The 23,403-nt window shown below is 67.8% G+C and carries 19 protein-coding genes and 1 pseudogene; 5 read left to right on the top strand and 15 right to left on the bottom strand.

Going from position 1 to position 23,403, the window contains the following annotated elements; all coding sequences use genetic code 11:
- Positions 1 to 116: 116 nt before the first annotated feature.
- Together PNO31109_RS07785 and PNO31109_RS07780 are read right to left on the bottom strand one after the other, a co-directional pair.
- Complete coding sequence (locus tag PNO31109_RS07785) at positions 117 to 1,007, bottom strand: alpha/beta fold hydrolase (protein ID WP_150555032.1); 891 nt, start codon at positions 1,005 to 1,007, stop codon at positions 117 to 119.
- Between the two features lie 100 nt (positions 1,008 to 1,107).
- Positions 1,108 to 2,130 (bottom strand): ferritin-like domain-containing protein, encoded by a 1,023-nt coding sequence (locus PNO31109_RS07780; protein ID WP_150555031.1) that lies wholly within the window; start codon positions 2,128 to 2,130, stop codon positions 1,108 to 1,110.
- A 49-nt stretch (positions 2,131 to 2,179) separates the two neighbouring features.
- Between PNO31109_RS07780 and PNO31109_RS07775 the strand changes: the two genes are divergently transcribed.
- The 3 genes from PNO31109_RS07775 (at position 2,180) to PNO31109_RS07765 (ending at position 4,386) form a co-directional block, all read left to right on the top strand.
- The gene (locus tag PNO31109_RS07775) at positions 2,180 to 2,704 is read left to right on the top strand and encodes a gamma carbonic anhydrase family protein (RefSeq protein WP_150555030.1); all 525 of its coding nucleotides are present in this window, start codon (positions 2,180 to 2,182) and stop codon (positions 2,702 to 2,704) included.
- A gap of 227 nt (positions 2,705 to 2,931) precedes the next feature.
- Positions 2,932 to 3,867: an Hsp33 family molecular chaperone HslO gene (hslO, locus tag PNO31109_RS07770; RefSeq protein ID WP_150555029.1), complete on the top strand. Its 936-nt coding sequence runs from the start codon at positions 2,932 to 2,934 to the stop codon at positions 3,865 to 3,867.
- 108 nt (positions 3,868 to 3,975) lie between these two features.
- A complete protein-coding gene (locus PNO31109_RS07765; RefSeq protein WP_150555028.1) occupies positions 3,976 to 4,386 on the top strand; it encodes a hypothetical protein in 411 nt (136 codons plus the stop codon).
- A gap of 168 nt (positions 4,387 to 4,554) precedes the next feature.
- Here PNO31109_RS07765 and ftsB read toward each other — a convergent pair whose 3' ends face one another.
- The 10 genes and pseudogenes from ftsB to PNO31109_RS07720 all read right to left on the bottom strand — a co-directional run bounded on the left by ftsB (position 4,555) and on the right by PNO31109_RS07720 (position 16,918).
- Positions 4,555 to 4,965 carry a cell division protein FtsB gene (gene ftsB, locus PNO31109_RS07760; RefSeq protein ID WP_150555027.1) on the bottom strand — a complete coding sequence of 137 codons (411 nt, stop codon included), beginning with the start codon at positions 4,963 to 4,965 and terminating at the stop codon, positions 4,555 to 4,557.
- A 71-nt stretch (positions 4,966 to 5,036) separates the two neighbouring features.
- On the bottom strand, positions 5,037 to 6,320 hold the full coding sequence (gene eno / locus PNO31109_RS07755) for a phosphopyruvate hydratase (protein WP_150555026.1): 1,284 nt from the start codon (positions 6,318 to 6,320) through the stop codon (positions 5,037 to 5,039).
- Between the two features lie 378 nt (positions 6,321 to 6,698).
- Complete coding sequence (gene kdsA / locus PNO31109_RS07750) at positions 6,699 to 7,553, bottom strand: 3-deoxy-8-phosphooctulonate synthase (RefSeq protein WP_150555025.1); 855 nt, start codon at positions 7,551 to 7,553, stop codon at positions 6,699 to 6,701.
- 35 nt (positions 7,554 to 7,588) lie between these two features.
- Positions 7,589 to 9,247: a CTP synthase gene (gene pyrG / locus PNO31109_RS07745; protein WP_150555024.1), complete on the bottom strand. Its 1,659-nt coding sequence runs from the start codon at positions 9,245 to 9,247 to the stop codon at positions 7,589 to 7,591.
- Positions 9,248 to 9,571: 324 nt separating this feature from the next.
- On the bottom strand, positions 9,572 to 10,402 hold the full coding sequence (locus PNO31109_RS07740; RefSeq protein ID WP_150555023.1) for an alpha/beta fold hydrolase: 831 nt from the start codon (positions 10,400 to 10,402) through the stop codon (positions 9,572 to 9,574).
- Positions 10,403 to 10,635: 233 nt separating this feature from the next.
- Positions 10,636 to 12,660 carry a DNA internalization-related competence protein ComEC/Rec2 gene (locus tag PNO31109_RS07735; RefSeq protein ID WP_244958143.1) on the bottom strand — a complete coding sequence of 675 codons (2,025 nt, stop codon included), beginning with the start codon at positions 12,658 to 12,660 and terminating at the stop codon, positions 10,636 to 10,638.
- A gap of 96 nt (positions 12,661 to 12,756) precedes the next feature.
- Positions 12,757 to 13,548, bottom strand: a pseudogene (locus PNO31109_RS22390) (DUF4131 domain-containing protein); the annotation flags it as partial.
- Between the two features lie 252 nt (positions 13,549 to 13,800).
- Positions 13,801 to 14,658: a TatD family hydrolase gene (locus tag PNO31109_RS07730; RefSeq protein WP_150555021.1), complete on the bottom strand. Its 858-nt coding sequence runs from the start codon at positions 14,656 to 14,658 to the stop codon at positions 13,801 to 13,803.
- 288 nt (positions 14,659 to 14,946) lie between these two features.
- Complete coding sequence (gene lolD, locus PNO31109_RS07725; RefSeq protein WP_150555020.1) at positions 14,947 to 15,672, bottom strand: lipoprotein-releasing ABC transporter ATP-binding protein LolD; 726 nt, start codon at positions 15,670 to 15,672, stop codon at positions 14,947 to 14,949.
- Positions 15,665 to 16,918 carry a lipoprotein-releasing ABC transporter permease subunit gene (locus PNO31109_RS07720; protein ID WP_150555019.1) on the bottom strand — a complete coding sequence of 418 codons (1,254 nt, stop codon included), beginning with the start codon at positions 16,916 to 16,918 and terminating at the stop codon, positions 15,665 to 15,667. Before PNO31109_RS07720 ends, lolD begins: the two co-directional genes overlap by 8 nt.
- A gap of 171 nt (positions 16,919 to 17,089) precedes the next feature.
- On the opposite strand from PNO31109_RS07720, the gene PNO31109_RS07715 reads away from it, so the two are divergent.
- Together PNO31109_RS07715 and recJ are read left to right on the top strand one after the other, a co-directional pair.
- A complete protein-coding gene (locus PNO31109_RS07715; protein ID WP_150555018.1) occupies positions 17,090 to 18,169 on the top strand; it encodes a regulator in 1,080 nt (359 codons plus the stop codon).
- The gene (gene recJ, locus PNO31109_RS07710) at positions 18,166 to 19,863 is read left to right on the top strand and encodes a single-stranded-DNA-specific exonuclease RecJ (protein ID WP_150555017.1); all 1,698 of its coding nucleotides are present in this window, start codon (positions 18,166 to 18,168) and stop codon (positions 19,861 to 19,863) included. Before PNO31109_RS07715 ends, recJ begins: the two co-directional genes overlap by 4 nt.
- 106 nt (positions 19,864 to 19,969) lie before the next feature.
- Here the strand turns inward: recJ and PNO31109_RS07705 are convergent, their stop codons facing one another.
- From PNO31109_RS07705 to PNO31109_RS07695, 3 genes are all read right to left on the bottom strand, one after another.
- The gene (locus PNO31109_RS07705) at positions 19,970 to 20,389 is read right to left on the bottom strand and encodes a cupin domain-containing protein (RefSeq protein ID WP_150555016.1); all 420 of its coding nucleotides are present in this window, start codon (positions 20,387 to 20,389) and stop codon (positions 19,970 to 19,972) included.
- Positions 20,379 to 21,023 carry a hypothetical protein gene (locus PNO31109_RS07700; protein WP_150555015.1) on the bottom strand — a complete coding sequence of 215 codons (645 nt, stop codon included), beginning with the start codon at positions 21,021 to 21,023 and terminating at the stop codon, positions 20,379 to 20,381. Before PNO31109_RS07700 ends, PNO31109_RS07705 begins: the two co-directional genes overlap by 11 nt.
- A gap of 82 nt (positions 21,024 to 21,105) precedes the next feature.
- On the bottom strand, positions 21,106 to 23,331 hold the full coding sequence (locus PNO31109_RS07695) for a TonB-dependent siderophore receptor (RefSeq protein WP_150555014.1): 2,226 nt from the start codon (positions 23,329 to 23,331) through the stop codon (positions 21,106 to 21,108).
- Between the last annotated feature and the right edge of the window lie 72 nt (positions 23,332 to 23,403).

Below are 23,403 nucleotides of genomic sequence, written 5' to 3'. Positions count from 1 at the left end.
CGAGAACTCGGGCGGGCGCGTCGCCGGCAAATGACGCTGTGATGACGAGTTCATTCTACCGCTCAAGTGCACGCGACGCGAGTTGCCAGGCAGGCGCCCGCCCGCACGCGGCCGCATCAGTCCCGGCAGAACTCGTCGATCAGGCGCGCCACGGCCGCCGGCTGGTCGTGATGGAGCATGTGGCCGGCGTCGTCCACGAAAGCTTCGGTCAAATTCGGAAACGCCTTGAATCGCTCGCGAAACGCATCCGTGCCCTGCGCCCCGACGAAGTGCCGCAGCACTTCCGAGTCGCTCGCTTGCACGTGCAGCACCGGCGCGCTGACGTTGCGCCACACGGCCATGGCTTCGTCGAGCCGGTACGGATAGGGGTTCGCGATCTTGTGCGCGGCATCGGCAAGCAGATGCCATTGCCCGTCGCGCTCCTGCCGCGCCCAGCGTTGCGCGAGCCACGCGGCGCGCGCGGGGGCGAGACGCGGATTGGTCTTGCGCAGGCGGGCCGCCACGTCCTCGAGCGTGGCATACGGGCGCAGTGTGGGCGCGTCTCGCAGGTCGTCGAGCCAGCGCCCGAGTTGGCGAACCGCCGCGCTCGGCTGCGACGGCGGCAGGCCGAAGCCCTCCAGATTCACCAGGCGCCGCACCCGCGCTGGCCGCACGCCGGCATAGAGGCACGCCACGTTGCCGCCCATGCTGTGTCCGATCAGATGGATCGCCTCGCCGGGCTCGGTGTAGACGTCAAGCAGCGCCTCGAGGTCGGCGAGATAGTCGGGAAACCAGTAGCTGCCGCAGCGGCCGTCGGCCACGGGCCAGTCGCTCAGGCCGAAGCCGCGCCAGTCGGGCGCGAGCAGGTGCCAGCGCTGCGCGAGCGTTTCGGCCACGAACTGGAACGAGGCCGAAACGTCCATCCAGCCATGCAGCAGGAACAGCTTCGGCGCGCCCGGCGTGCCCCATTGCCGCACGTGATGGCGCAGGCCGCGCACCGTCAGGAATTCAGATCGCGAATCGGTCATGGCGCAAGCGGATAGTGAGGATCGAAACAACGAGGAACGACGAGTATATCGGCGTCAAAAAGGACGCACCGCCCGGGCAGGTACGCACCGCGCGGTGCGCTCACTCACCTGCCGGCTCGCCCGCCTGGAGCGCGGCGAGTTCGTCCTCGTCGAAGCCGGCCGCGCGGCGCGCCGCCAGATTGAACGGGCCGCGCAGGCGCGGCGCATGATACTGCACGGCCAGCCGGTCGTAGGTCTCGAGCGGGTCGAGGCCCGCGCGCTCGCATCCCCAGCGATACCACCGGTTGCCGATGGCGACGTGGCCGATCTCGTCGCGCAGGATGATGTCGAGAATGGCCGCGCCCGCGGCGTCGCCCGCGCTCGCGAGCTTGGCGCGAATCGGCGGGCTCGCGTCCAGACCGCGCGCTTCCAGCGTGCGCGGCACCAACGCGAGGCGCGCGAGCCAGTCGCCCGAGGTGCGCCGGGCCATCTCCCACAGGCCGTCGTGAGCCGGGAAGCAGCCGTAGTGGTATTGATCGCCAAGCGTTTGCAGATGCGCGGCGAGCAACGAGAAGTGATGGGCCTCCTCGGCCGCGACCTGGAGCCAGTCGTCGTAATAGGCGGCGGGCAGGCCGTCGAAGCGCCACAGGGCATCGAGCGCCAGATTGATCGCATTGAATTCGATGTGCGCCAGCGCGTGCAGCAGCGCCGCGCGCCCGGGCACCGACGTGACCGCGCGATGCTTGAGTTCGCGCGGCGACACCAGACGCGGCTGCGCGGGCCGGCCGGGAATACCCGGTTCGTCGCCCTCCGGCGCGTTCCCCGCCCCCTTTGCGCACGCCTCGAAGCGCCGCGCCGGGTTCCATCGCGCCTCGCCCCGGCTCACCGCGTCGCGAAGCGCCGTCACGCCGTCGGCCTTGGCGCGCGGGTCGCACAGACGCAGCAGCACGAGCGCGAGCGCTCTGGCGCACGCGGCGGGAACGGGAGGCGCCGCGGGCGACGCAGGTCCCGCGGGGCCCACGGTCGATGAAGGCGATGCAGGCGATGAAGTCAGTGGGGGCGGCGAAGCCGGGGAATGCGCGCCGGCTGCATCGGCTGCATCGGCTGCGGCGCACCCGACGGGCGCAGGAGTGAAATCGGCCATGACGTTACAATAGCAATTTCGTCGATTTTAACCGCGAACAGACGCCGCCATGCCGATCTATAAACTTGGAGACAAGACCCCGCAGATCCACGAGAGTGCTTTCGTGGCCGACACCGCAACCATCATCGGCGAGGTGGTCGTTGCGCAAGACAGCAGCGTGTGGCCGGGCGTGGCAATTCGTGGCGACAACGAGCCGATCACGATCGGCGCAGGCACGAACGTCCAGGAAGGCGCCGTGCTGCATGCCGACCCCGGCTACCCGCTCACGCTGGCCGCCGGGGTCAGCGTCGGCCATCAGGCCATGCTCCACGGCTGCACGGTGGGCGAAAATTCGCTCATCGGCATTCAGGCCGTGCTGCTCAATGGCGCCGTGATCGGGCGCGACAGTCTCGTCGGCGCCGGCGCGCTGGTCACCGAGCGCAAGACGTTCCCGGACCGTTCGCTGATCCTCGGCGTGCCCGCCAAGGTCGTGCGCGAGCTGACCGACGAGGAAGTCGCCAACCTCAAGCGCAACGCCGACACCTATGCCACGCGCCGTCAGGTGTTCAAGGAGCAACTGGTGCGCATCGGCTGAAGCCCGGCTGGCGGCGGCGCGTGCCGGCTGCCCGGTGCGCGGGGCCGGCCGCCACGGGTTGAAAACTGCGGCGCGCGCCCCCAGTTAACGCAACATTCGAGCGCCAGATATCGGCCATCGCGCAAGATCGGGGCCGCTTGGCGGCAGTTGTACCGCTGTTGCGGTATTTGCCGCCCGACGCCCGACGCGCAACGACTGCCGTTGCCGCATTTTTCAGGAATTCGACCGTGTCCGATCAACTTCAGAAATTCATGTTCGACGCCGCCCCGGTGCGCGGCGAGTACGTCAGCCTGGACGCCACCTGGCGCGCCGTACTGGAGCGCCACGACTACCCGCCGGCCGTTCGCCATCTGCTTGGCGAAATGATGGCCGCTGCCGCCCTGCTCACCGCGAACGTGAAGTTCGACGGCGCCCTCATCCTGCAGCTGCATGGCGACGGGCCGGTCAGCATGATCGTCGTCGAATGCAACGCCGATCTCACGATGCGCGCCACCGCAAAGTACGCCGGCGATATTCCCGACGACGCCACGCTCAAGGCGCTCGTCAACGTGAACGGCCGTGCGCACTTCGCCATCACGCTCGATCCGCGCGAGAAGCAGCCTGGCCAGCAGCCATACCAGGGCGTGGTGCCGCTCTCGGACGAGCACGGTCCACTGCCGGACATCGCCTCGGTGCTCGAGCACTACATGCATCATTCGGAGCAGCTCGACACGCGCCTCTGGCTCGCCTCGGACGACACGCACGCCGTCGGCATGCTGCTGCAGAAGCTGCCCGGCCACGGCGGCACGGCCGGCGCCGGCGCCGAACGCGCGCCCGAGCATGACGAGGACACGTGGAATCGCGTGTGCCAGTTGGGCAACACGCTCAAGCGCGACGAAATGCTCGGCGTCGATCGCGAGACGTTGCTGCACCGCCTGTTCTGGGAAGAGACGGTGCGCGTCTTCGATCCGTCGGTCACGGCATTTCGCTGCACGTGCTCGCGCGAGCGCGTCGCCAACATGCTGCGCACGCTGGGTGAAGCGGAAGTGATGAGCATCTTCGACGAGCGTCCGAACGTGGAAGTCGCCTGCGAGTTCTGCCGCCAGGCCTATCATTTCGACAAAGTCGACGCCGCGCAGCTCTTCACGAACCAGTCGCACGCCGCGCCGGCCCGTCAGCATTGAATCGGCACAGGGACATCCGGCTTGCCTGCGGGTCGGATGTCGAGTCCGCCGCACTTGCCTTCAATGCTGCCGCGGGCACCGTCCACCGTCCATCCACGAGGGAAGTTCATGTTGTCATTCGCTGCTCTCGCTCGTTTGCCGCGCGTTCGGCGGCCTGCCATGGTGGCAGGCGTGCTCGCCTTGACACTGGCCGGCGGCTGCGCACAGTTGCAGTTGCCACCGCCCGGTGCACCGGCGGCCCGGCTTGCGGATGGCGCCGAGACGCCGTCCGCCATGACCGACGCGCAAAAGCAGGACCTCACCCGCCTGAACAAGCGCATTTACGACGAGCAGGAAAGCACCATCGAGCGTGAACGCGCACAGCGCGCCATCGACGCCGCCCTGCGCAGCTACGCCGACAGTGCCTACTATGGCGGCTGGGGCCCTGGCTGGTACGGTCCGGGGTGGTATGGACCCGGCTGGTATGGACCCGGCTGGTATGGCCCGCGCTCGTCGGTCGGCGTGAGTGTCGGTTTCTGACGCTGCCGGCACGGCTGCCGGTGCGAAATTCGGCCCTGGCAGGCCATCGTCCGGCCATCCCCATGAAAAAGGCGTTCCCTCGGGAACGCCTTTTCGTTTGACGACCTATGCTTCATGCCAGGCCCGCCGGGCTGCCCGGGCTGGTCCGACGGACCGGGCCAACCGCGATCAGTGACGCTGTGCCCGCCCCTTCGTCTGGGACGGAGGATTCGTGGGCGGTGCAGCCGCCACCGATTTGTGGGCCGGCTCCGCCGGCGAGACGAGCGGCGCCCCTGCCCCGGACGCCGACGGCGGCGCACCACTGCCGTCCGGCGCGACAAACTGCACGAACACTTCGCCGTCCTTGACCATCCCCAGCTCGAAACGAGCGCGCTCTTCGATCGCCGCCGTGCCCTCCTGCAGATCCTGCACTTCACCGGCAAGGCGGTCGTTACGCTCCTTCAACTGCTCGTTCTTCTGCTGTTCGGCGCTCAGCTCGTCGCGCAGCTCGTGTACGTAGAGCCAGCCACCGTGGCCGAACCAGAGCGGATACTGGATTGCTGCCAGCAGCAACACCAGCACCAAGGTCACCATTCGCATGCTTTCGCCTGGCAAGAATTCCGGGAAGCGTCGACCGACGGATGCCGGCCCGGCCTCCCGGGGAAACGGAATTAGCGCAGATTGTAGAACGTTTCCTTGCCCGGGTAGGACGCGATGTCGCCGAGGTCTTCCTCGATGCGCAGCAGCTGGTTGTACTTGGCGATACGGTCACTGCGAGAGAGCGAACCGGTCTTGATCTGACCGGCGTTCGTGCCCACGGCAATGTCGGCGATCGTCGAGTCTTCCGTCTCGCCCGAGCGGTGCGACACCACGGCGGTGTAGCCGGCGCGCTTGGCCATCTCGATCGCGGCGAACGTCTCGGTGAGCGTGCCGATCTGGTTGATCTTGATGAGAATCGAATTGGCCACGCCTTGCTCGATGCCCTGCTTGAGGATCTTCGTGTTGGTCACGAACAGGTCGTCGCCGACGAGCTGCACCTTCTTGCCGAGCTTCTCGGTGAGGATTTTCCAACCTTCCCAGTCGTCTTCCGACATACCGTCCTCGATCGAGACGATCGGGAACTTGTCGCACAGATTGGCGAGGTAGTCGGCGAATTCGGCCGAGGTGAGCGACAGGCCTTCGCCGGCCAGCTCGTACTTGCCGTTCTTGTAGAACTCGGTCGAGGCGCAGTCCAGCGCCAGCAGCACGTCGTCGCCCAGACGGTAGCCGGCGTTCTCGACAGCCTGCTGGATCGTCGTGAGGCATTCTTCGTTCGACGCGAAGTTCGGTGCGAAACCGCCTTCGTCGCCCACGGCCGTGCTCATGCCCTTGTCCGCGATGAGTTTCTTGAGCGCATGGAAAATTTCCGCGCCGCAGCGCAGCGCTTCACGGAAGCTCGATTGGCCAACCGGCATCACCATGAATTCCTGGATGTCCAGGCTGTTGTTGGCGTGCGCACCGCCGTTGACGATGTTCATCATCGGCACCGGCATCTGCATGGCACCCGAGCCGCCGAAGTAGCGATACAGCGGCAGGCCGGCCTCTTCGGCCGCTGCCTTGGCCACGGCCATCGACACCGCGAGCATGGCGTTCGCACCGAGGCGCGACTTGTTGTCCGTGCCGTCGAGCTCGATCAGCGTCTTGTCCAGGAAGGCTTGCTCGGCGGCGTCCAGACCCATGATCGCTTCCGAAATCTCGGTGTTGATGTGCTCGACAGCCTTTTGCACACCCTTGCCAAGATAGCGGGCCTTGTCGCCGTCGCGCAGCTCGATCGCTTCGCGCGAGCCGGTCGACGCGCCCGACGGCACTGCCGCGCGGCCCATCACGCCCGACTCCAGCAGCACGTCGCACTCGACCGTCGGGTTGCCGCGCGAGTCCAGCACTTCGCGCCCGATGATATCTACGATTGCACTCATGTATTCCTCGGTATCTGAATGACAAAAACGCTTAAAGGGATCCTGCTTTGCGCCGCTGTTCACTACGCGCCGCACGCCTGACGAGATCGGGCGCAGCCGCGCGCACCGAACCCTGGCGTGAAATCCGTTGCGGCACATGGGCGCGCACCGGCGGGGCAATACGTAGACGGGGGAACAACGACGCCTCGAAATGAGGCACGGCGGCCTGTCGGACGGCTTCGGTACGCGCCATCCTCTTGAAGGCTTGCCAGCGCGGCGGCCATGTCAGGCCGCAGCGCTCCCAAGCTTAGCGACTCGACGTCAGGCTGCCAAGGCGTCGGGCCGCTATACCCGTCCTGTGGGCGTGCTGATAGTGGCCCCAGGACGGCGTGTCTCATTTCAGTTGAAATTGTTTTCCAGAAATTCGCCCTGCTTCACCGCCGCGTCGATGGTCTTGAGCGTGGTGAGCAACTCGCGCATGCGGCCGAGCGGCACGGCGTTGGGACCATCCGAGAGCGCGCACGCCGGGTCCGGATGCGTTTCCATGAACAATCCCGAGACGCCCACGGCGACAGCCGCGCGCGAGAGCACCGGCACGAATTCGCGCTGACCGCCCGAACTGGTACCCTGCCCGCCCGGCAACTGCACCGAGTGCGTGGCGTCGAACACCACCGGCGCGCCCGTCTCGCGCATGATCGCCAGCGAGCGCATGTCAGAGACCAGGTTGTTGTAGCCGAACGAGACGCCGCGCTCGCAGGCCATGAATACGTCGTCGGGCAGGCCGGCTTCGCGCGCGGCGTCGCGGGCCTTGTCGATGACGTTGATCATGTCGTGCGGCGCGAGAAACTGCCCCTTCTTGATGTTCACCGGCTTGCCCGACTGAGCGCAGGCGCGGATGAAATCGGTCTGGCGGCACAGGAACGCCGGCGTTTGCAGCACGTCGACGATCGGCGCGGCCACGGCCACGTCCTCTTCGGTATGCACGTCGGTGAGCACCGGCACGCCGATCTGGCGACGCACCGCCTCGAGAATCTTCAGACCGGCTTCGCGCCCCGGGCCGCGATACGACTTGCCCGAGCTGCGATTCGCCTTGTCGAACGACGACTTGTAGATGAACGGAATGCCGAGCGAGCTCGTGATTTCCTTGAGCTGGCCAGCGACGTCGATCGTCATCTGCTCCGACTCGACGACGCAGGTACCTGCGATGAGGAAAAACGGCTTGTCCAGGCCAACCTCGAAACCGCACAGTTTCATGGGAACTCCTTGTTTCTCGCCCTGGCGCTTCGGTTTTAAGCGGCTTTCTTGCGCGCTTGCTGCCCTGCCAGCGCGGCTTCGACGTATGCCTTGAACAGCGGATGGCCGTCACGCGGCGTCGAAGTGAACTCGGGGTGGAACTGAACGCCCACGAACCACGGGTGAACCTGCTGCGGCAACTCCATCATTTCCGGCAGATTCTCGGTCGGCGTGCGCGCCGAAATCACCAGACCGGCGGCTTCGAGCTGCGGCACGTAGTGGTTGTTGACTTCGTAGCGATGACGGTGCCGCTCGTTGACCGTGTCGCCGTAGATGCGCGAAGCAAGCGTGTCGCTCTTGACCGGCACGCGTTGCGAGCCGAGGCGCATGGTGCCGCCCAGGTCCGAGTCCTCCGAGCGCTGCTCGATCTTGCCGTCGCGGTCCTGCCACTCGGTGATGAGCGCCACGACCGGGTGCGGCGTCGACGGCTCGAATTCCGTGCTGTTGGCGTCGGCCAGCTTGGCAACGTCGCGCGCGAATTCGATCACGGCGAGCTGCATGCCGAGGCAGATGCCGAGATACGGCACGCGGTTTTCACGAGCGTAGCGGATCGCCTTGATCTTGCCTTCGGTACCGCGGCGGCCGAAGCCGCCCGGCACGAGAATGGCGTCCAGATGCTTGAGCGCATCGGTGCCGTCCTTCTCGATCTGCTCGGAATCGATGTACTCGATGTTCACGCGCGTCTCGGTGTGGATCGCGGCGTGGCGCAGGGCTTCGATAAGCGACTTGTACGACTCGGTCAGATCGACGTACTTGCCGACCATGCCGATGGTCACGTCATGCTTGGGATTCTCGACGGCGTGCACCAGACGCGTCCACATGGACAGATCAGCCGGCTTGGCTTCGATCTTCAGCTCCTCGCAGATGATCTTGTCCATGCCCTGGTCGTGGAGCATTTGCGGAATCTTGTAGATCGTGTCGACGTCCCACACCGAAATCACGGCGTCTTGCGGGATGTTCGCGAACAGCGAGATCTTGGCGCACTCGTCTTCCGGGATCTGGCGATCGGCGCGGCACAGCAGCACGTTGGGCGAGATACCGATTTCGCGCAGCTTCTGCACGCTGTGTTGCGTCGGCTTGGTCTTGAGTTCGCCGGCCGTGGCGATGTACGGCACGAGCGTGAGGTGCACGAAGGCCACGCTGTTGCGGCCCAGGCGCAGGTTCATCTGACGCGCGGCTTCGAGGAACGGCAGCGACTCGATGTCGCCGACCGTACCGCCGATTTCGACGATGGCCACGTCGGGATGGCCGTCCCACGTCGAACGCGCACCGCGCTCGACGAAGGCCTGAATTTCATTGGTGATATGCGGGATGACCTGGACGGTCTTGCCGAGATATTCGCCACGGCGCTCCTTGCGGATCACCGATTCGTAGATCTGGCCGGTCGTGAAGTTGTTCGCACGACGCATTTTCGCGCTGATGAAGCGCTCGTAATGGCCCAGATCCAGGTCGGTTTCCGCCCCGTCCTCGGTCACGAACACCTCGCCGTGCTGGAACGGGCTCATCGTGCCCGGGTCGACGTTGATGTAGGGATCAAGCTTGAGGAGGGTGACTTTGAGGCCACGCGATTCGAGAATCGCGGCCAGAGACGCGGCAGCAATTCCCTTACCAAGAGAGGAAACCACGCCGCCCGTGACAAAAACGAATTTGGTCATCGCAGTAATTGCTCGCGGGAAAGCCGGATTATACCCGAAAGCCGCCCTCCCCTCGACGTGCAGCGCGGCAAATTTTGGCCTTGACACCGGTCGTGCGCGCCGCCGCGCGGCCGCTGGCGCGCCCCCGCGGGAAATCCCGTCTGAGGCCAGCCGCCTCCAGGTGTCGGTCGGGCGCCGGCCAGACGCTGTATCGCGGCGAAGCCCCGCGCGCAGCCAGACGAGGACCGGCCGCCGTATGGCCGCGGCGGCCAGCGGGGGCGGCCGATGACGGTGGACGGCGAGGAACGCGACGCCGCGCGCGACGTCGGGCGCTGTCGAACGATATCAGGCCGCGAGGGAATGACGATGCGAGCCGCGCAGTTCGGCGAGCATGTCGCGAACGGCTTGCGCTGTCTCCAGCGGACGCTCCATCGGGAAGAGGTGGGTGCCCTGCACGTAGCGCAAATGCGTGCCGACGATGCGCCGCGTGGCGCCCATCCCCGCCTGCCGCAGCTCACGCGAGCGCGTGCCGGCGAGAAAGCCCACCGGCACGGCCACGCCGCGCATGGCTCGCGCCGCGAGGTGCGGCGGCAGCGTCAGGTAGATGCGGTATTCGATCTCGCGCGCGAAAGCCAGACGACGCGCTTCCCCCTGCCCGGTCGGCAACGTGCCACAGTCGATGTAGTCGCGCAGCACGTCAGGATCCCAGCTCGCGAACGCGGGCTTGCTGGCAAAGTGCTGCCACGCGGCCTCCCAGCCCGGCCAGTGATCGCGCCGCTTTTTTGTCACCCCGGCGGGCGACATCCGCTCGTACAGTCCGGTCAACAGGCCCAGTCGGAGCATCTTCGTGCGCCAGCCGGGCGTCACGATGGGCGAGTCGATCATCACCACGCCGCGCACGTGCTGCGGCGCCTTGATCGCCGCCATGAGGCTGAGGAACCCGCCGAGCGAATGCCCGACGAGCCAGACCGGTTCGCCGCGATATTCGCGCTCGAGCGTGTCGATGAGCTCATTGCGAAGGTAGCGCCAGCCCGGCGTGACCGGATAGCGGGGGTCATGGCCGATGCGATCGATCGCGCGCACGTCGTATTCGTGGGCCAGCGCCCCCAGCATCTTGCGATAGACGCCCGCCGGGAAGCCGTTGCCGTGCGAGAAGTGAATGATGTCTCTTGTCATGGATTTCGCTGTCGTGGCGATCGTGGCGATCGTGGCGAGCAAGACGCTCGCCGGGCCCCACCGGCCTTGCCTGTCCGCCCGGACGCCGGCGAATCGCACTACGCGGGGCTCGCCGAACCCATTCTAGCGAACGGCTACGCGACTACCGGTAGAGGTTTCCATCGAATCGCCGTGACTGGAAGGCGCCGGCCTCACCTTGGTTTCACACATGCGCGCCGGCGCGCCGCCTCCTTTCACATCGTCGCTATCTCGGCGTGCCAGTATCGGCGTCGCACCTGGCGATAGGCCTCCACGTCGATCCCGTTGGCGTTCATCGAAAAGCGGACAGCCCCGTGCGTCACGCTTTGCCAGACGCGGCTGCCCGCTTCGCGGTAGCGCGCCACGACCTGTGGCCTGGGGTGCGCGAAGCGATTGCGGTAGCCCGTTTGAAACACGACGTGCTGCGGTGCGACCGCCGCCACGAAGGCCGGTGTGGACGACGTGAGGCTGCCGTGATGCGGCGCGAGCAGCACCTCCGAGCGCAACCGAGGACCGAAGCGCGCCAGCATGGCGCCCTCCTGCGGCGCCTCGGCGTCGGCCGCCAGCAACGCACTGCGTTGCCCGTTGGAGACTCGCAGCACGCAACTCACACTATTCGGTCCCGTGCTTCCGGCCCGCCCCTCGCGCAACGTCGCAGGATCGGGATGCAGAAACTCGAACGCCACGCCGTCCCACGTCCAACGCTGCCCGGCAAGGCAGGTCCGGTGCGCCGCGGCAGCCCCTCGTACACGGTGCCCCTGCGGCAGCGACGACATCATGTGCGCTGCCGGATAAGCGTGCAGCACGCTGCGCGCCCCACCGAAGTGATCGTCATGCGCGTGGCTGACGACGAGGCGATCGAGCCGCGCAATCCCGTGGGCCCGCAGATACGGGACGATAACGCGACGTCCCGCATCGCTGTGGCGCCCGAACGGGGGCCCGGTGTCGAAGAGCAACGTGCGCGTGGTGGTCTCCACGAGAACGGCGTTGCCCTGTCCGATGTCGAGCATCGTGAGGCGAAAGGCGCCTGGCGCCGGCCGCGGGTGCGACGCGAACAGCACCGGTCCCATCATCGCCAGTCCGGCAGCGCGAATGGCGACACGAATGGCAACGCGCGTGCCGAGGCGAGTGGCGAGGCGCTCCCCGCGCGGCCATCCCGTCGGCCACGGCAGCGGCGCAAGGCACGCGACGACACCCGCCACAGCGAGCCCTTGCGCCCATGACGGCGCCATCGCGGCGCGCCACACCGCCCACGGCATTGCGGCCAGTGCGCCAAGCCACTCCGCGAGCCATGCCACGACGGCGTGCGCCAACGTCAACGCCCAGTGTGCCGGCGTGGCAGGCAATAACAAGCTCGCGAGCGCGAGCGGCGTGACGATCAACGTCATGACCGGGATGGCCACGGCATTCGCGAGCGGTCCGAGCAACGGCACCGCGCCGAACCACGCCAGCGACAGCGGCACCATGCCGATCGTGACGATGTACTGCGCCCGTGCGGCCTGCCGGATTTTCGGGAACAGCGCTCGCGCGACGCGCACCGGCATCCGGGCAACGCGCCTGAGCCATCCGTGAAGCGCGTCACGGGTGGGGCGCGGACAAGTCTCGACGGCCCTTCCAGGCGCGCGCGTCGCGCCGGACTCCCGGACATCGCACTCGCTTGCCATTCGACGCGGGCGCAACACCTCGCTTCGCCGAGCACCGAGAAGCAGCGCCGCCACCGCACCGAACGACAGCCACAACCCGGGCGTAACGACGGCCCACGGCTCGAGCGCCACCACGGCCGCCAGCGCCCATGCGAGTACGTAGGACGGCGCGGCCATGCGGCCGTGGACGAGCGCAAATACAACGAGGGCCACCATCATGACTGCGCGGCGCACCGGGACGCCCCATCCCGCTACCGCGCCGTATGCAATCGCCGCGAGCAGCCCCGCAACGGCCGCCGCCTTCGGCGCAGGCCACCAAAGCGGCAGACTGAAGCGCGGGCCGCACACCCGTCGCCACAGCCCGCCAGCCAACGCGCCGAACGCGCCGGCGACGAGCGATACATGCAACCCCGAAATCGCCAGCAAGTGGCTCACGCCGGTGTCGGCGAAAACCTGCCAGTCGTCGGCGGCGATGTCGCCTCGTTCGCCCAGCGCCAGGGCCATCAGCACCCCGCCATAGCGCGCGGCGGGCCCCAGCGCGGCGCGAAAGTCGTCCCGCAATTGCGCTCGCCATGCCGCGAACCGATAGCCCGGCACGGGCCCCGCATCCAGACGACGCGAAGCACTTGCGTGCCGCGCGCGAGATGTGTGCGTCGCACGCGACGCGTGTGGCGCACGGAAAGGCGTCCGGACATATCCGGTGGCCCGAACGCCTTTGACGAGCGCCGTCAATTCGGCGTCCGCACCGCCCCAGTTGGCGACACCGCGCGGGATCTTGAGCCGCACGGGCAAGCGCCAGCGCTCGCCGGCACGAGGCGCGGCAGCTTCGTTCTCCTCGCCCCTGCTGTCTCCGCTGCCCCCGCTGCCCCTGCCGCCCCCGCTGCCCGTGCCGAACCTCGACTGCGCGGCCCACGAAAGTTCGATCCGCCTCGGCACTGGCACAGACTCACAGGCGAAGCGCCCGTGTGCCTGGCGCACACCTGATGCCGCCGGCGCCCCGGGTTCCGCCCGCGTGAGCGCACATCCCGCCTGCGCGGCATATGCGTGTTCGACGTCGAAGGCGAACCGAACCCCATCGTCAGTCGATGCCGGCAGTCCGGCAACGACGCCAACGACCATTACGTCTCGCCCCTCCCATTCGGCCGGCAGCCGATCGCCCATTCGCGCGTCAGCGCGCAACGCCGCCCAGCCGTAGCCGAATAACCCGGCGCACGCCGCAAGTGCGGCTATCGCAACGAAACGCCATCTGCGCGATCGGGCCGCGGCAGAGTTCGCGCCGGACGCGGTGCGCGCCGCGCGCGCGTCTGACAGGCCGCACTCCCCGATGCGGCGAGCCCCTGGCGAACCGCCGAATTCGCGCGCCTGGCCGGAGCCCACCCCCACTGCCCCAGCTGCCCCGCCAACTGCCCCGCCTGCTGCCCCGCCTGCTGCCTCGCCTGCTGCCCACGGCGCCGCCACGGCCCCCGCATTCCGCCCTTTCCGCATGTCCTGCACGGCCTGCGCATTCCGCACATTCGGAACGCCGGGCGCCCTGGATGCTGTCCACGCCATCCACGCCGCCACCACGCCGATGGCGGCACAAGCGCCTCCCCCCGCCCCCAACACCACCGCCAGCCACCGACCGGACGGCAGCACCGCCGCCTGTTGAAGCCACCAGACGCCCGCAACCCAGGCGAGCAGCACGAGTCTCATGACGTCACCGCGTCACAGTTTCGCGATTCGCGCAACGCCGCAGCGTCAGCGCGCCGGCGGGGCTGGTTTCGGGGAAAACAGAGAAACGGCAGACGCCGGCCCGTCGCCGGGCGTCATCGCCATCGCGCCGGACAACCTCGGCAGCACGCGCAGCGCATTGGCGCAGGTCGCCTGCGAGAGCGCTTCGGCCGAGATACCGCGCAACCCGGCAAGCACGCGCGCGATGCGCGGCAATTCGGCCGGGCTGTTGCGCTGCTTGTAGCGCCATTCGGGGGCGATGTCGGGGGCGTCGGTCTCGACCACCAGTGCATCGATCGGCGTGTCGACAGCCAGGCGCCGGATCTGCAGGGCCCGCTCGAACGTCATCTGTCCGCCGAAGCCGAGACAGAAGCCCCGCTCGACGAACATGTCCGCCTGCTGCCGACTGCCGTTGAACGCGTGGGCAATGCCCCCGCGCGGCGTGAAGATGCGCAGTTGCTTGAGCAGGGCATCCTGCGAGCGGCGCACGTGCAGAATGACCGGCAAATCAAAATCGCGCGCAATCTTCAACTGCTCGACGTAGAAGAACTGCTGGCGCTCGGGGTCAAGCGTCTTCACGAAAAAGTCCAGCCCGATCTCCCCGATACCGACGAAGCGCGGATCGTCCATCGCGGCCTCGACGGCCCGTCGCAGCGTGGCGATGTCCTCGTCGCGAGCGCGCGGCGTATAGAGCGGATGTATGCCCAGCGCGTAGGCGCCGCCGGCAATGGCGCCGGCGGCCGCGCGTGTAGCGTCGAACGTCGCGCACTCGACAGCGGGCACGACGAGGCCGGCCACGCCGCCTGCCACGGCGTCGGCAATCACGGCCGCGCGGTCAGCGTCGAACTCGGCGGCGTCGAGATGGCAATGGGTGTCGATCCACATGGCTGATGTCCTTGAGCGTCAATTCTACGGGGCGATGACAAGGCTCGCACATCGTCGTTGCGCGGGCTATCGGACAACACCGCGTCAGGGGCTAGGACTTTGCCGAAACGGATGCCGCACGGATGCCGCACGGATGCCGCAGGGGTGCCGCACCTGCAACGAAAAACGCCGGGACTTCCCGGCGCTTTTCCCTGTGTTTTCGCTGCATTTTCGCTGCATTTTCCCTGCGTCTTCCCCGTGGCCCCAGACGGGCGGCACGAGACTGCTCAGGTCGCCGCACGCCTGCGCTCACGCCGGCTCGAGCTTTCCTTCGCGCAGCCGCAGCGCGCGGTCGCATCGACGAGCGAGATCGATGTCATGCGTGACGATCACGAAGCTCGTGCGCAGTGTCTCGGACAGTTCGAGCATGAGCTCGAAGACGGTCTGCGCCGTATGTCCGTCGAGGTTGCCCGTCGGCTCGTCGGCGAGCACGCAGGCCGGTTGCGTCACCAGCGCGCGCGCCATCGCCACGCGCTGGCGCTCGCCGCCCGACAGTTCCGCCGGACGGTGCTTCACGCGCGACGCGAGCCCCACGCGCTCGAGCATCGCCAGCGCCGCCGATCGCGTCTGCTCGGTCGGCAGGCGACGAATGCGCAGTGGCATCGCCACGTTGTCGAGCGCCGAGAACTCCGGCAGCAGATGATGGAACTGGTAGACGAAGCCGAGCGACTGATTGCGCTGCGCCGTCTTCTCACGCTCCTTGAGCGACGAGAACGGCTTGCCCAGCAGCGACACCTCGCCGCGCGAGGGATCGTCCAGCCCGCCCAGCACATGCAGCAGTGTGCTCTTGCCGGAGCCCGAAGCTCCCACGATCGCCACCTTCTCGCCAGGCGCCACCTCGAGACTGGCGCCGTTGAGCACAGTCACGTTGAGCTGGCCCTGACGGAACGTCTTGTGCAGATCGCGCGCGCGCAGCACCGGCCCGTCGTAGGCGAGGTTCGGCACGGGGTTCAGGGTCTTGTGAGTGTCACTCATAGCGCAGCGCCTCCGCCGGTTTGACGCGCGAGGCGCGCCAGCTCGGGTAGATCGTGGCCAGCGCCGAGAGGATGAACGAAATCACCCCGATGCGGATCACGTCCGACGATTGCAGATCCGAAGGCAATTCGGAAATGAAGTAGATGTCTTGCGGCAGGAAATGAATGCCGAGCAAGCGTTCGATGAATGGCACGATGGTGCCGATATTGACCGAGATCAGACAGCCGAGGCCCACGCCGAGCAACGCCCCGGCAAAGCCGATCGTCACGCCCTGCACGATGAAGATCTTCATGATCGAACCGGGCTGGGCGCCGAGCGTGCGCAAAATGGCAATGTCCGCGTACTTGTCGGTGACCGTCATCACGAGCGAAGACACCAGATTGAACGCCGCCACCGCAATGATCAGCGTCAGGATGATGAACATCATGCGCTTCTCGGTCTGCACGGCCACGAACCAGTTCTTGTTCTGCTGCGTCCAGTCTCGCACCCACATGTTGCCGGACAGCGTCCTGGCCAGTTCCCGCGCCACGAGCGGCGCCTGCTCCATGTCCTGGATCTTCAGACGCACGCCCGTCGGCCCGCTCAGGCGAAACAGCGTCTCGGCGTCCTGCAGGTCGATGAGCGCGAGCGAACTGTCGTACTCGTAATGGCCGGCCGTGAAGATCGCCACCACGGTGAACTGCTTGACCCGGGGCAGCACGCCCGCCGGCGTGATGGTGCCTTGCGGCGCGACGAGCGTGATCCTGTCGCCGATGCTCACGCCGAGCGAGCGCGCCAGCTCGCGTCCGAGCACGATGCCGAAGCTGCCCGGCGTCAGGTTCGCGAGCGTACCCTCGGTGATCTGCTTGCCAAGATCGGACACTTTCGCTTCCTCGCTCGGGACGATGCCGCGCAGCACCACGCCGCGCACGTTGTCGTCGCGCGTGAGCATGGCCTGCTCGCCCACATAGGGGGCCGCGGCGATCACGCTCTTGTTCTGCATGGCTTCGGCGGCGGTGCGCTGCCAGTCGGGCAGGTTGCCGTCGACCGCGAAGACTTCGATGTGCGCGAGCACGGAGAGCATGCGGTCGCGCACTTCCTTCTGGAAGCCGTTCATCACCGAGAGCACCACGATGAGCGCCGCCACGCCCAGCGCGATGCCGGCCATGGAGATGAACGAGATGAAGGAAATGAAACCGTTGCCGGAGGATCGCTTGCCGGTGCGCGTGTAGCGCCAGCCGATCTGCCATTCGTATGGGAATTTCAAACGGATTCCTGATTCTTGATAGGGATCGATCGGAGCGTACCGGGCCGGTGTGCACCGGCGGCCCCGCCCGGACAGGCAAGGCCGCCGCGGCCGAAGCACGGGTACGTTCCGTACCTGACGTCAGGGTCACCCAACTGCCAGCGCGAAGTTTGCCATACAATTCGCCTCGACATGGATACACCTGCCCTGCACTTTCTTTTGCCGTTCGCGCTGCCCGCGTCGGCCCACTTGCCCGCACTGCTGGCCGGTTTGGAGTTGCCCGCGCTCGAAAAGTTGCTCGCGCGCGGCCTCCCGTCCGCGCAGGACGTGCCCGAAGACCCGTTCGTCCCCACCCTGCCTCATGAGCGCTGGCTCGCCGACGCCTTCGGGCTGCCCGGCGGGCCCGAGCGCGCACCGCTCGCGCCGTTCATGCTGCTCGAAGACAGCGGCACGCTCGACACGCGTTTCTGGTACTGCGCGCAGCCCGCGCATATCCACATCGCAACCGACCATCTGGTGCTCACGGACCCGGCCGAGCTCGCCCTGAGTCACGAAGAATCGGCCGCGCTCTTCGCCACCGCCCATGCCCTGTTCGCGGAAGAAGGCGCGGAGCTGATCGCGCCGCGCGCCGATCGCTGGTATCTGAGCACGCCGACGCTGGGCGACTTGCTCACGGCGTCGCCCGCACGCGCGGCCGGACGCAACGTCGATATCTGGCTGCCGCAGGGCAAGGCCGAGCTGACGTGGCGCAAGTGGCAGAACGAGGTGCAGATGGCGTGGTACGACCATCCCGCCAACCAGGCGCGCGAAGCGCGGCGCCTGCCCCCCGTCAACGCCCTCTGGCTGTTCGCCGGCGGCCAGCGCATTGCGGCGCCGCGTCTGAACCGCCCCTGCGTGAGCATCATTGCGGACGCTCCGGCCACGCGGGGCCTGGCGACCCATCTGCAAATCGCCCTGCATCCGAGCAGCGCGGGCCTCGGGGCGGCCAACGGCCGCACGCTCGTGCAACTCGACAGCCTCACGCCGCACTTCCTGACCGAAGACTGGGCCCGCTGGCGCGACACCCTCGTCGGCATCGAGCGTCAATGGCTCGCGCCGGCGCTCGAAGGCGTCGCCAAGGGTCGCACTCGCGAGGTCGCCGTCACGCTGTGCGGCGACAGCCACAGCGTGACGATCCGCATGCGCGGCGGCGACCTGCGCAAATTCTGGCGGCGCCAGCCGCTCGCGGCGCGCATGGTGCCGCTCGCCCGGCTTGGCGAGGAAGCGGCATGACCGACATTGTCACGCGTCACGTCGACGACGCCGCGGCCGATGCCCTCGCGCGCGACGGCGTCCATCCGGTGCTCGCACGCCTGTTCGCCGCGCGCGGCGTGGCCGCCAGCGCGCAGACCGAAACGGCGCTCGGGCGGCTCATTCCGCCCACGCAGCTCAAAGGCGCGCAAGAAGCCGCCGCGTTTCTCGCCGACGCCATCGCCGCGGGCAAGCGCATGCTGGTCGTGGCCGACTACGACTGCGACGGCGCCACGGCCTGCGCCGTCGCCGTTCGCGGTCTGCGCATGTTCGGCGCCAGGGTCGACTATCTCGTGCCCAATCGCTTCGAGTACGGCTATGGCCTCACGCCCGAGATCGTGGCGCTCGCCGCGCGCGGCAAGCAGGGGCCGCCCGACGTGCTGATCACGGTCGACAACGGCATCGCCAGCCTCGACGGCGTGGCCGCGGCGCAGGCGCTCGGCATCGAGGTCGTCGTCACCGACCACCACTTGCCGGGCAGCGAGTTGCCCAACGCGCGCTGCATCGTCAATCCGAACCAGCCCGGCTGCGAATTCCCGAGCAAGCACCTCGCGGGCGTGGGCGTCATGTTCTACGTACTGCTCGCGCTGCGCGCGGAACTGCGCCAGCGCGGCGCGTTCGACGCACGCGAGCAGCCGCGGCTCGACACGCTGCTCGATCTCGTCGCGCTCGGCACCGTGGCCGATGTGGTGAAGCTCGACGCCAACAATCGCATTCTCGTGGCGCAGGGACTCGCGCGCATGCGCGCCGGCCGCATGCACCCGGGCGTCAACGCCCTCTTTCGCGCGGCGGCCCGCAACGCGCGACAGGCCGGCAGCTTCGACCTGGGCTTCGGGCTCGGCCCGCGCCTGAATGCCGCCGGACGCCTTGCCGACATGTCGCTCGGCATCGAGTGTCTGCTCACCGACGACGATGCGCGCGCCTGGACGCTCGCCCAGGAGCTCGACGCCATGAATCGCGAGCGACGCGAAATCGAAGCGGGCATGCAGCAAGAAGCGCTGGCCGATCTCGCACGCTTCGATCCGCGCGCCGCGACCACGCTGTGCGCGTTCAACGAGACGTGGCATCAGGGCGTGATCGGCATCGTGGCGGCGCGTCTGAAGGAGAAGTTCTACCGCCCGACCATCGTGTTCGCGCCGGGCGACGATGGTTTGATCAAGGGCTCCGGCCGTTCGATTCCGGGCTTTCACATGCGCGACGCGCTCGATCTCGTCACCAAGCGGGAGCCGGGATTGATCGCCAAGTTCGGCGGCCATGCCATGGCGGCGGGCCTCACGATCGCCGCCGACGCCTTGCCCCGGTTCCAGGCGGCCTTCGAGGCGGTCGGGCAGGAATGGCTCGACGAGAAGGCGCTCTCGCGCGTGATCGAGACCGACGGTGACATTGGCGACGACTGCTTCGCGCCGCCCTTCGTGGCGCTGCTCGATGCGCAGGTCTGGGGTCAGGGCTTCCCGCCGCCCGTATTCTCCGGCGAGTTCGACGTGCTCTCGCAAGCGATCCTCAAGGACAAGCACCTGAAGTTGCAGCTCGGGCGCGGACGCATGCGTTATAACGCCATCTGGTTCAACCACGCCGACACGCTGCCCAGCCGCGCGCGGTTCGCCTACCGGCTGGCCGCCGACACCTTTAACGGCGTGTCGCGCGTGCAGATGATCGTCGAGCACGCACAGGGCTGACCGGCGCGGCCGCGGCCAGGGGCCCTCCGGACCACATCGCTGCCACCGCGCCTACTGCGGCCATTGCGGCCATTGCGGCCACCGCATCCGCGCGTGCGCTCCGCCCTCAGCCCAATGGCTGCGCCGAACGCCGGGTGCGTCCCATGGGGGTGACGAACGCGAGCACTGCCGGCGCGAGCACCCGCAGACGATGCCAGCATCGGGACGGCACCACCGCCAGACACGGCGCGGTGATCTCGAGCGTGCGCACAGCGCCAGTCGCATCCACGAAGTCGAGCGCCAGCCGGCCCCGTGCCACCATCAACAGTTCGTCGCCCGCGTCGTGACACTCCCACACGTGGGCATGCACCGACGCATCGTCCGGCGCATCGAACAGGCCGATCATGCGAAGCGCGTCCCCTGGCCCGGCGAGCGGCGCGATCGTCTCGCCGTGGAGGCCGAGCATCGCGCCTCGCCCGGGCTCGCACGTCCATGGCACGCGTTCGGCACGGTCCCCGTCGGGCAGGCCGCCCTCGTCAGCGGTCATGAGCGGCCTCAGCGCGACTCGCAGCGACGCTGTCGAACGCGAGCGATGCCGATACGTGACGCGGACCCATCACCCGCTGCCCGGTAAGTACGATCGTGCGCATTGCCTGCGCCCAGCCCTGCATCGTCACGAGCGATACCTGTGCATGCACCACGCTCGTGCCGGCCGAACTCGCCCGCTGCGGCGCCTTGCCCGGCGGCCAGGCGCGACGCAGCTCGTCATCGACCGGCGCATCGTGAAAGCCTCCGCTCATGGTCATGTCGAAGACCAGCGTGCGATCGTCTTCGCCCGGGCAGTACGCCATGCCGGACACCCCGAAGCGATGCGCGCCTTCCGAAACGAGTCCCGTGATGTCGAACAAGCGTGTCGAGGCGCTGTCGCGCGGGACGAGTACGAGTTCGATCGGCAGCGGCCCTTCGCTCTCGAGGCGGTAAGTGCCGCGCAGCACCGCTGCCGTCGGCGCGCTCGTGCAGAGTTTCGGCATGTCGGGCGCCGAGGTGAGCGCGGCAGGCACGGCAGACGGGGCCGGGGTCTGCGCATGAGCGAAGGAAGCACTCAGCGCAGCGGCGAAGGCCGCGGCTGCCGCCAGCCGCGCCGCACGCATCGTTCGCGGGGGCATTGCCATTTTTTTCACGGATTGACTCCTGTCAGGTTGGAGAATGTGCCGAGCGGTGCTACCGGGCGCATCGCGCTGCCGTGCACGCCCGGCAGCGGGCTCAGTAATCGGCGCGCAACGTCAGCATCACGCTGCGCGGCGCACCGTAATGGTTGTTCCAGGCGGCGTTCGACAGACTCTGGTAATAGCGGCGATCGAATACGTTGTTCAGATTGAGCGCGGCCGAGACGCGCGGGCTGTAGCGATATCCCGCGCGCAGATTGACGATCGCGTAGCCGCCTTGCCGCAGTCGGATACCGTTGGACGTCGCCGAGGTCTCGCTCTGCACGTCGACACCGCCGCCCACGCTCCAGCGCCGCGCATCGAACGGCAACGCATAGTTCGTCCACACGCGCAGCAGGTGACGCGGCGTGAAGTCGGCGAACGACTGCCCCTGCATCGTGGCGTCCGCGAGGTACTTCGTGGTGTTGAAGGTGTAGCCGGCAGACACGCTCCAGGCGTCCGTGATCCGGCCGTTGGCCTGCATTTCCACGCCCTGGCTCTGCACCTCGCCCGAGGCGAGGTAGCGACACGTGGTGCCCATGCACGGCACGCTCGGATCGGTCTGCGCACGGTTCTTCTGACGAATGCGGAACACGGCGAGCGATACGTCCATCGCCGCGTCGAACAACTGCCCCTTGACGCCGGCTTCGTAGCTCTCGCCGGTGATCGGTTTGAGCAGGTTGTTGCCCGCGTCGAGCACCGTCTGCGGCTGGAAGATGTCGGCATAGCTCGCATAAAGCGACCAGCGCTCGTTCAGGTCGAATACCGCACCGGCATAAGGCGTCGCCTTCGCGCCGGTGCGATAGGCGCTCGCCGGCGCGTGCTGGTCCCACCAGGACACGCGCGCGCCAAGCACGACGGTGAGCGGCCTGGCGAGCCGGATCCGCCCCATCGCGTAGGCGCCGTTCTGCACGGTGCGGGTTGGCGTAACGCTCGACAACGGCCCTGTGCCGGGCTCGGGCACGCGATTCGGGTCCCACCGGAAGATGTCCACGGGCGTGCCGTTGACCGGGGGGACCAGCGACGCACTGCGTTGCTGCGAAGTGGCTTCGAGCCGTTGCAGGCCGAACAGCAGATGGTGCTCGCGGCCGAACCACCGCACGGGGCCGTCGAGCTGCACGTCCACGCCCGTCTGCGTGTTGTCGAAACGATAGGCCGCGCCGGTCAGCTGGCTGCCGGCCCCCGTGACTGAATCGATCGCGCCGAACGCCACGCCGTACTTCAGGTCGCCGCCGGCGTCGAGATAGTTCGCGGAGAGTTTCGCGGCCCAGCCGTGACCGAGCTGCTGCTCGAGCGTGCCGAACACGCGCGTTTCCGTCCAGTCGAACGTGTCCCACGACGAGCCGAGAAACGTCGAGCGGGGCAGATGCAGATCATCGCCCTTGGTCGAGAACGGTACGCCGGCAAGATTGGGCGTGGAGGTCGTGCGTTGATGTTGCACGCCCGCCCGCAGCATCGTCGTCGAGGTAAGGTCGGCCTCGGCGACGCCATAGAGGGTCGTGGCGTGCTGACGGCCGACGTCGTAGTACATGCGCTGACGGTCGTCGGACACCGCCACCCGGGCACGCAGCGAACCGCCGGCGTTGACCGGGCCGCCGATGTCGACCTCTTCCCGATAGCGGTCCCAACTGCCGAGCGTGACGGCCGCCGAAGCCTTGGGGCTCGCGCCGGGGCGCTTGTGCACGAGGTTCACCAGCCCGGCGGGATTGCCCGTGCCATGGAAGAGGCCTGCCGAGCCGCGGATGATCTCGACGCGCTCGTAGGGCGTCATGTCCTGCGGCCCTGCCGCGGTGTTGGCCATCAGGACCGGCACACCGTCCTGCTCGAAGGCGTCGAGCTTGAAGCCGCGCGAATAGAACGCGGTGGTGAGCAGCACATACGGCTGCACCGTGATACCAGGCACGTTCTGCAGCACGTCTTCGATCGTATGGGCGCCCTGCTGGGCCATGGTCTCGTCGTCGACCACCGTGACCGTCTGGGGAATATCGCGCACCGATGGCGCGATTCTGCCCAGCACGGAGCCCTGCGCCGCCGGATCGCGTTCGGTGGCCGCGCTCACCTGCGTGATCGGCAGCACGTTCGCCGGCACGCCGTCGGGGACAGGCGCGGTCTGCGCCGATTCGGGCGATGGCGGCGGCGGCGCGGACGTTTGCGCCAATGCCGGCAGCGCCGCCGCACCGGTCACGAACGCCGCGGCCGCGAGCGCCACCGCGCGCCGCCGCGCGCCATGTGCTGGCGCGCCGATGGAAACGGCATCGGGTGGAACGGGATTTTTGAAAGACATCGGCAACAGCAACGAGATGAATAGTCGATCTCGTCATCGTGCCGCTCGCGCGTCGCGCGCACTCGCGTTTGC

This window comes from Pandoraea nosoerga (genome assembly GCF_902459585.1).
Classification (GTDB): Bacteria; Pseudomonadota; Gammaproteobacteria; order Burkholderiales; family Burkholderiaceae; genus Pandoraea; species Pandoraea nosoerga.
The sequence above is the reverse complement of the archived record's forward strand: the minus strand, read 5'-3'. Positions and strand labels throughout refer to the sequence as shown.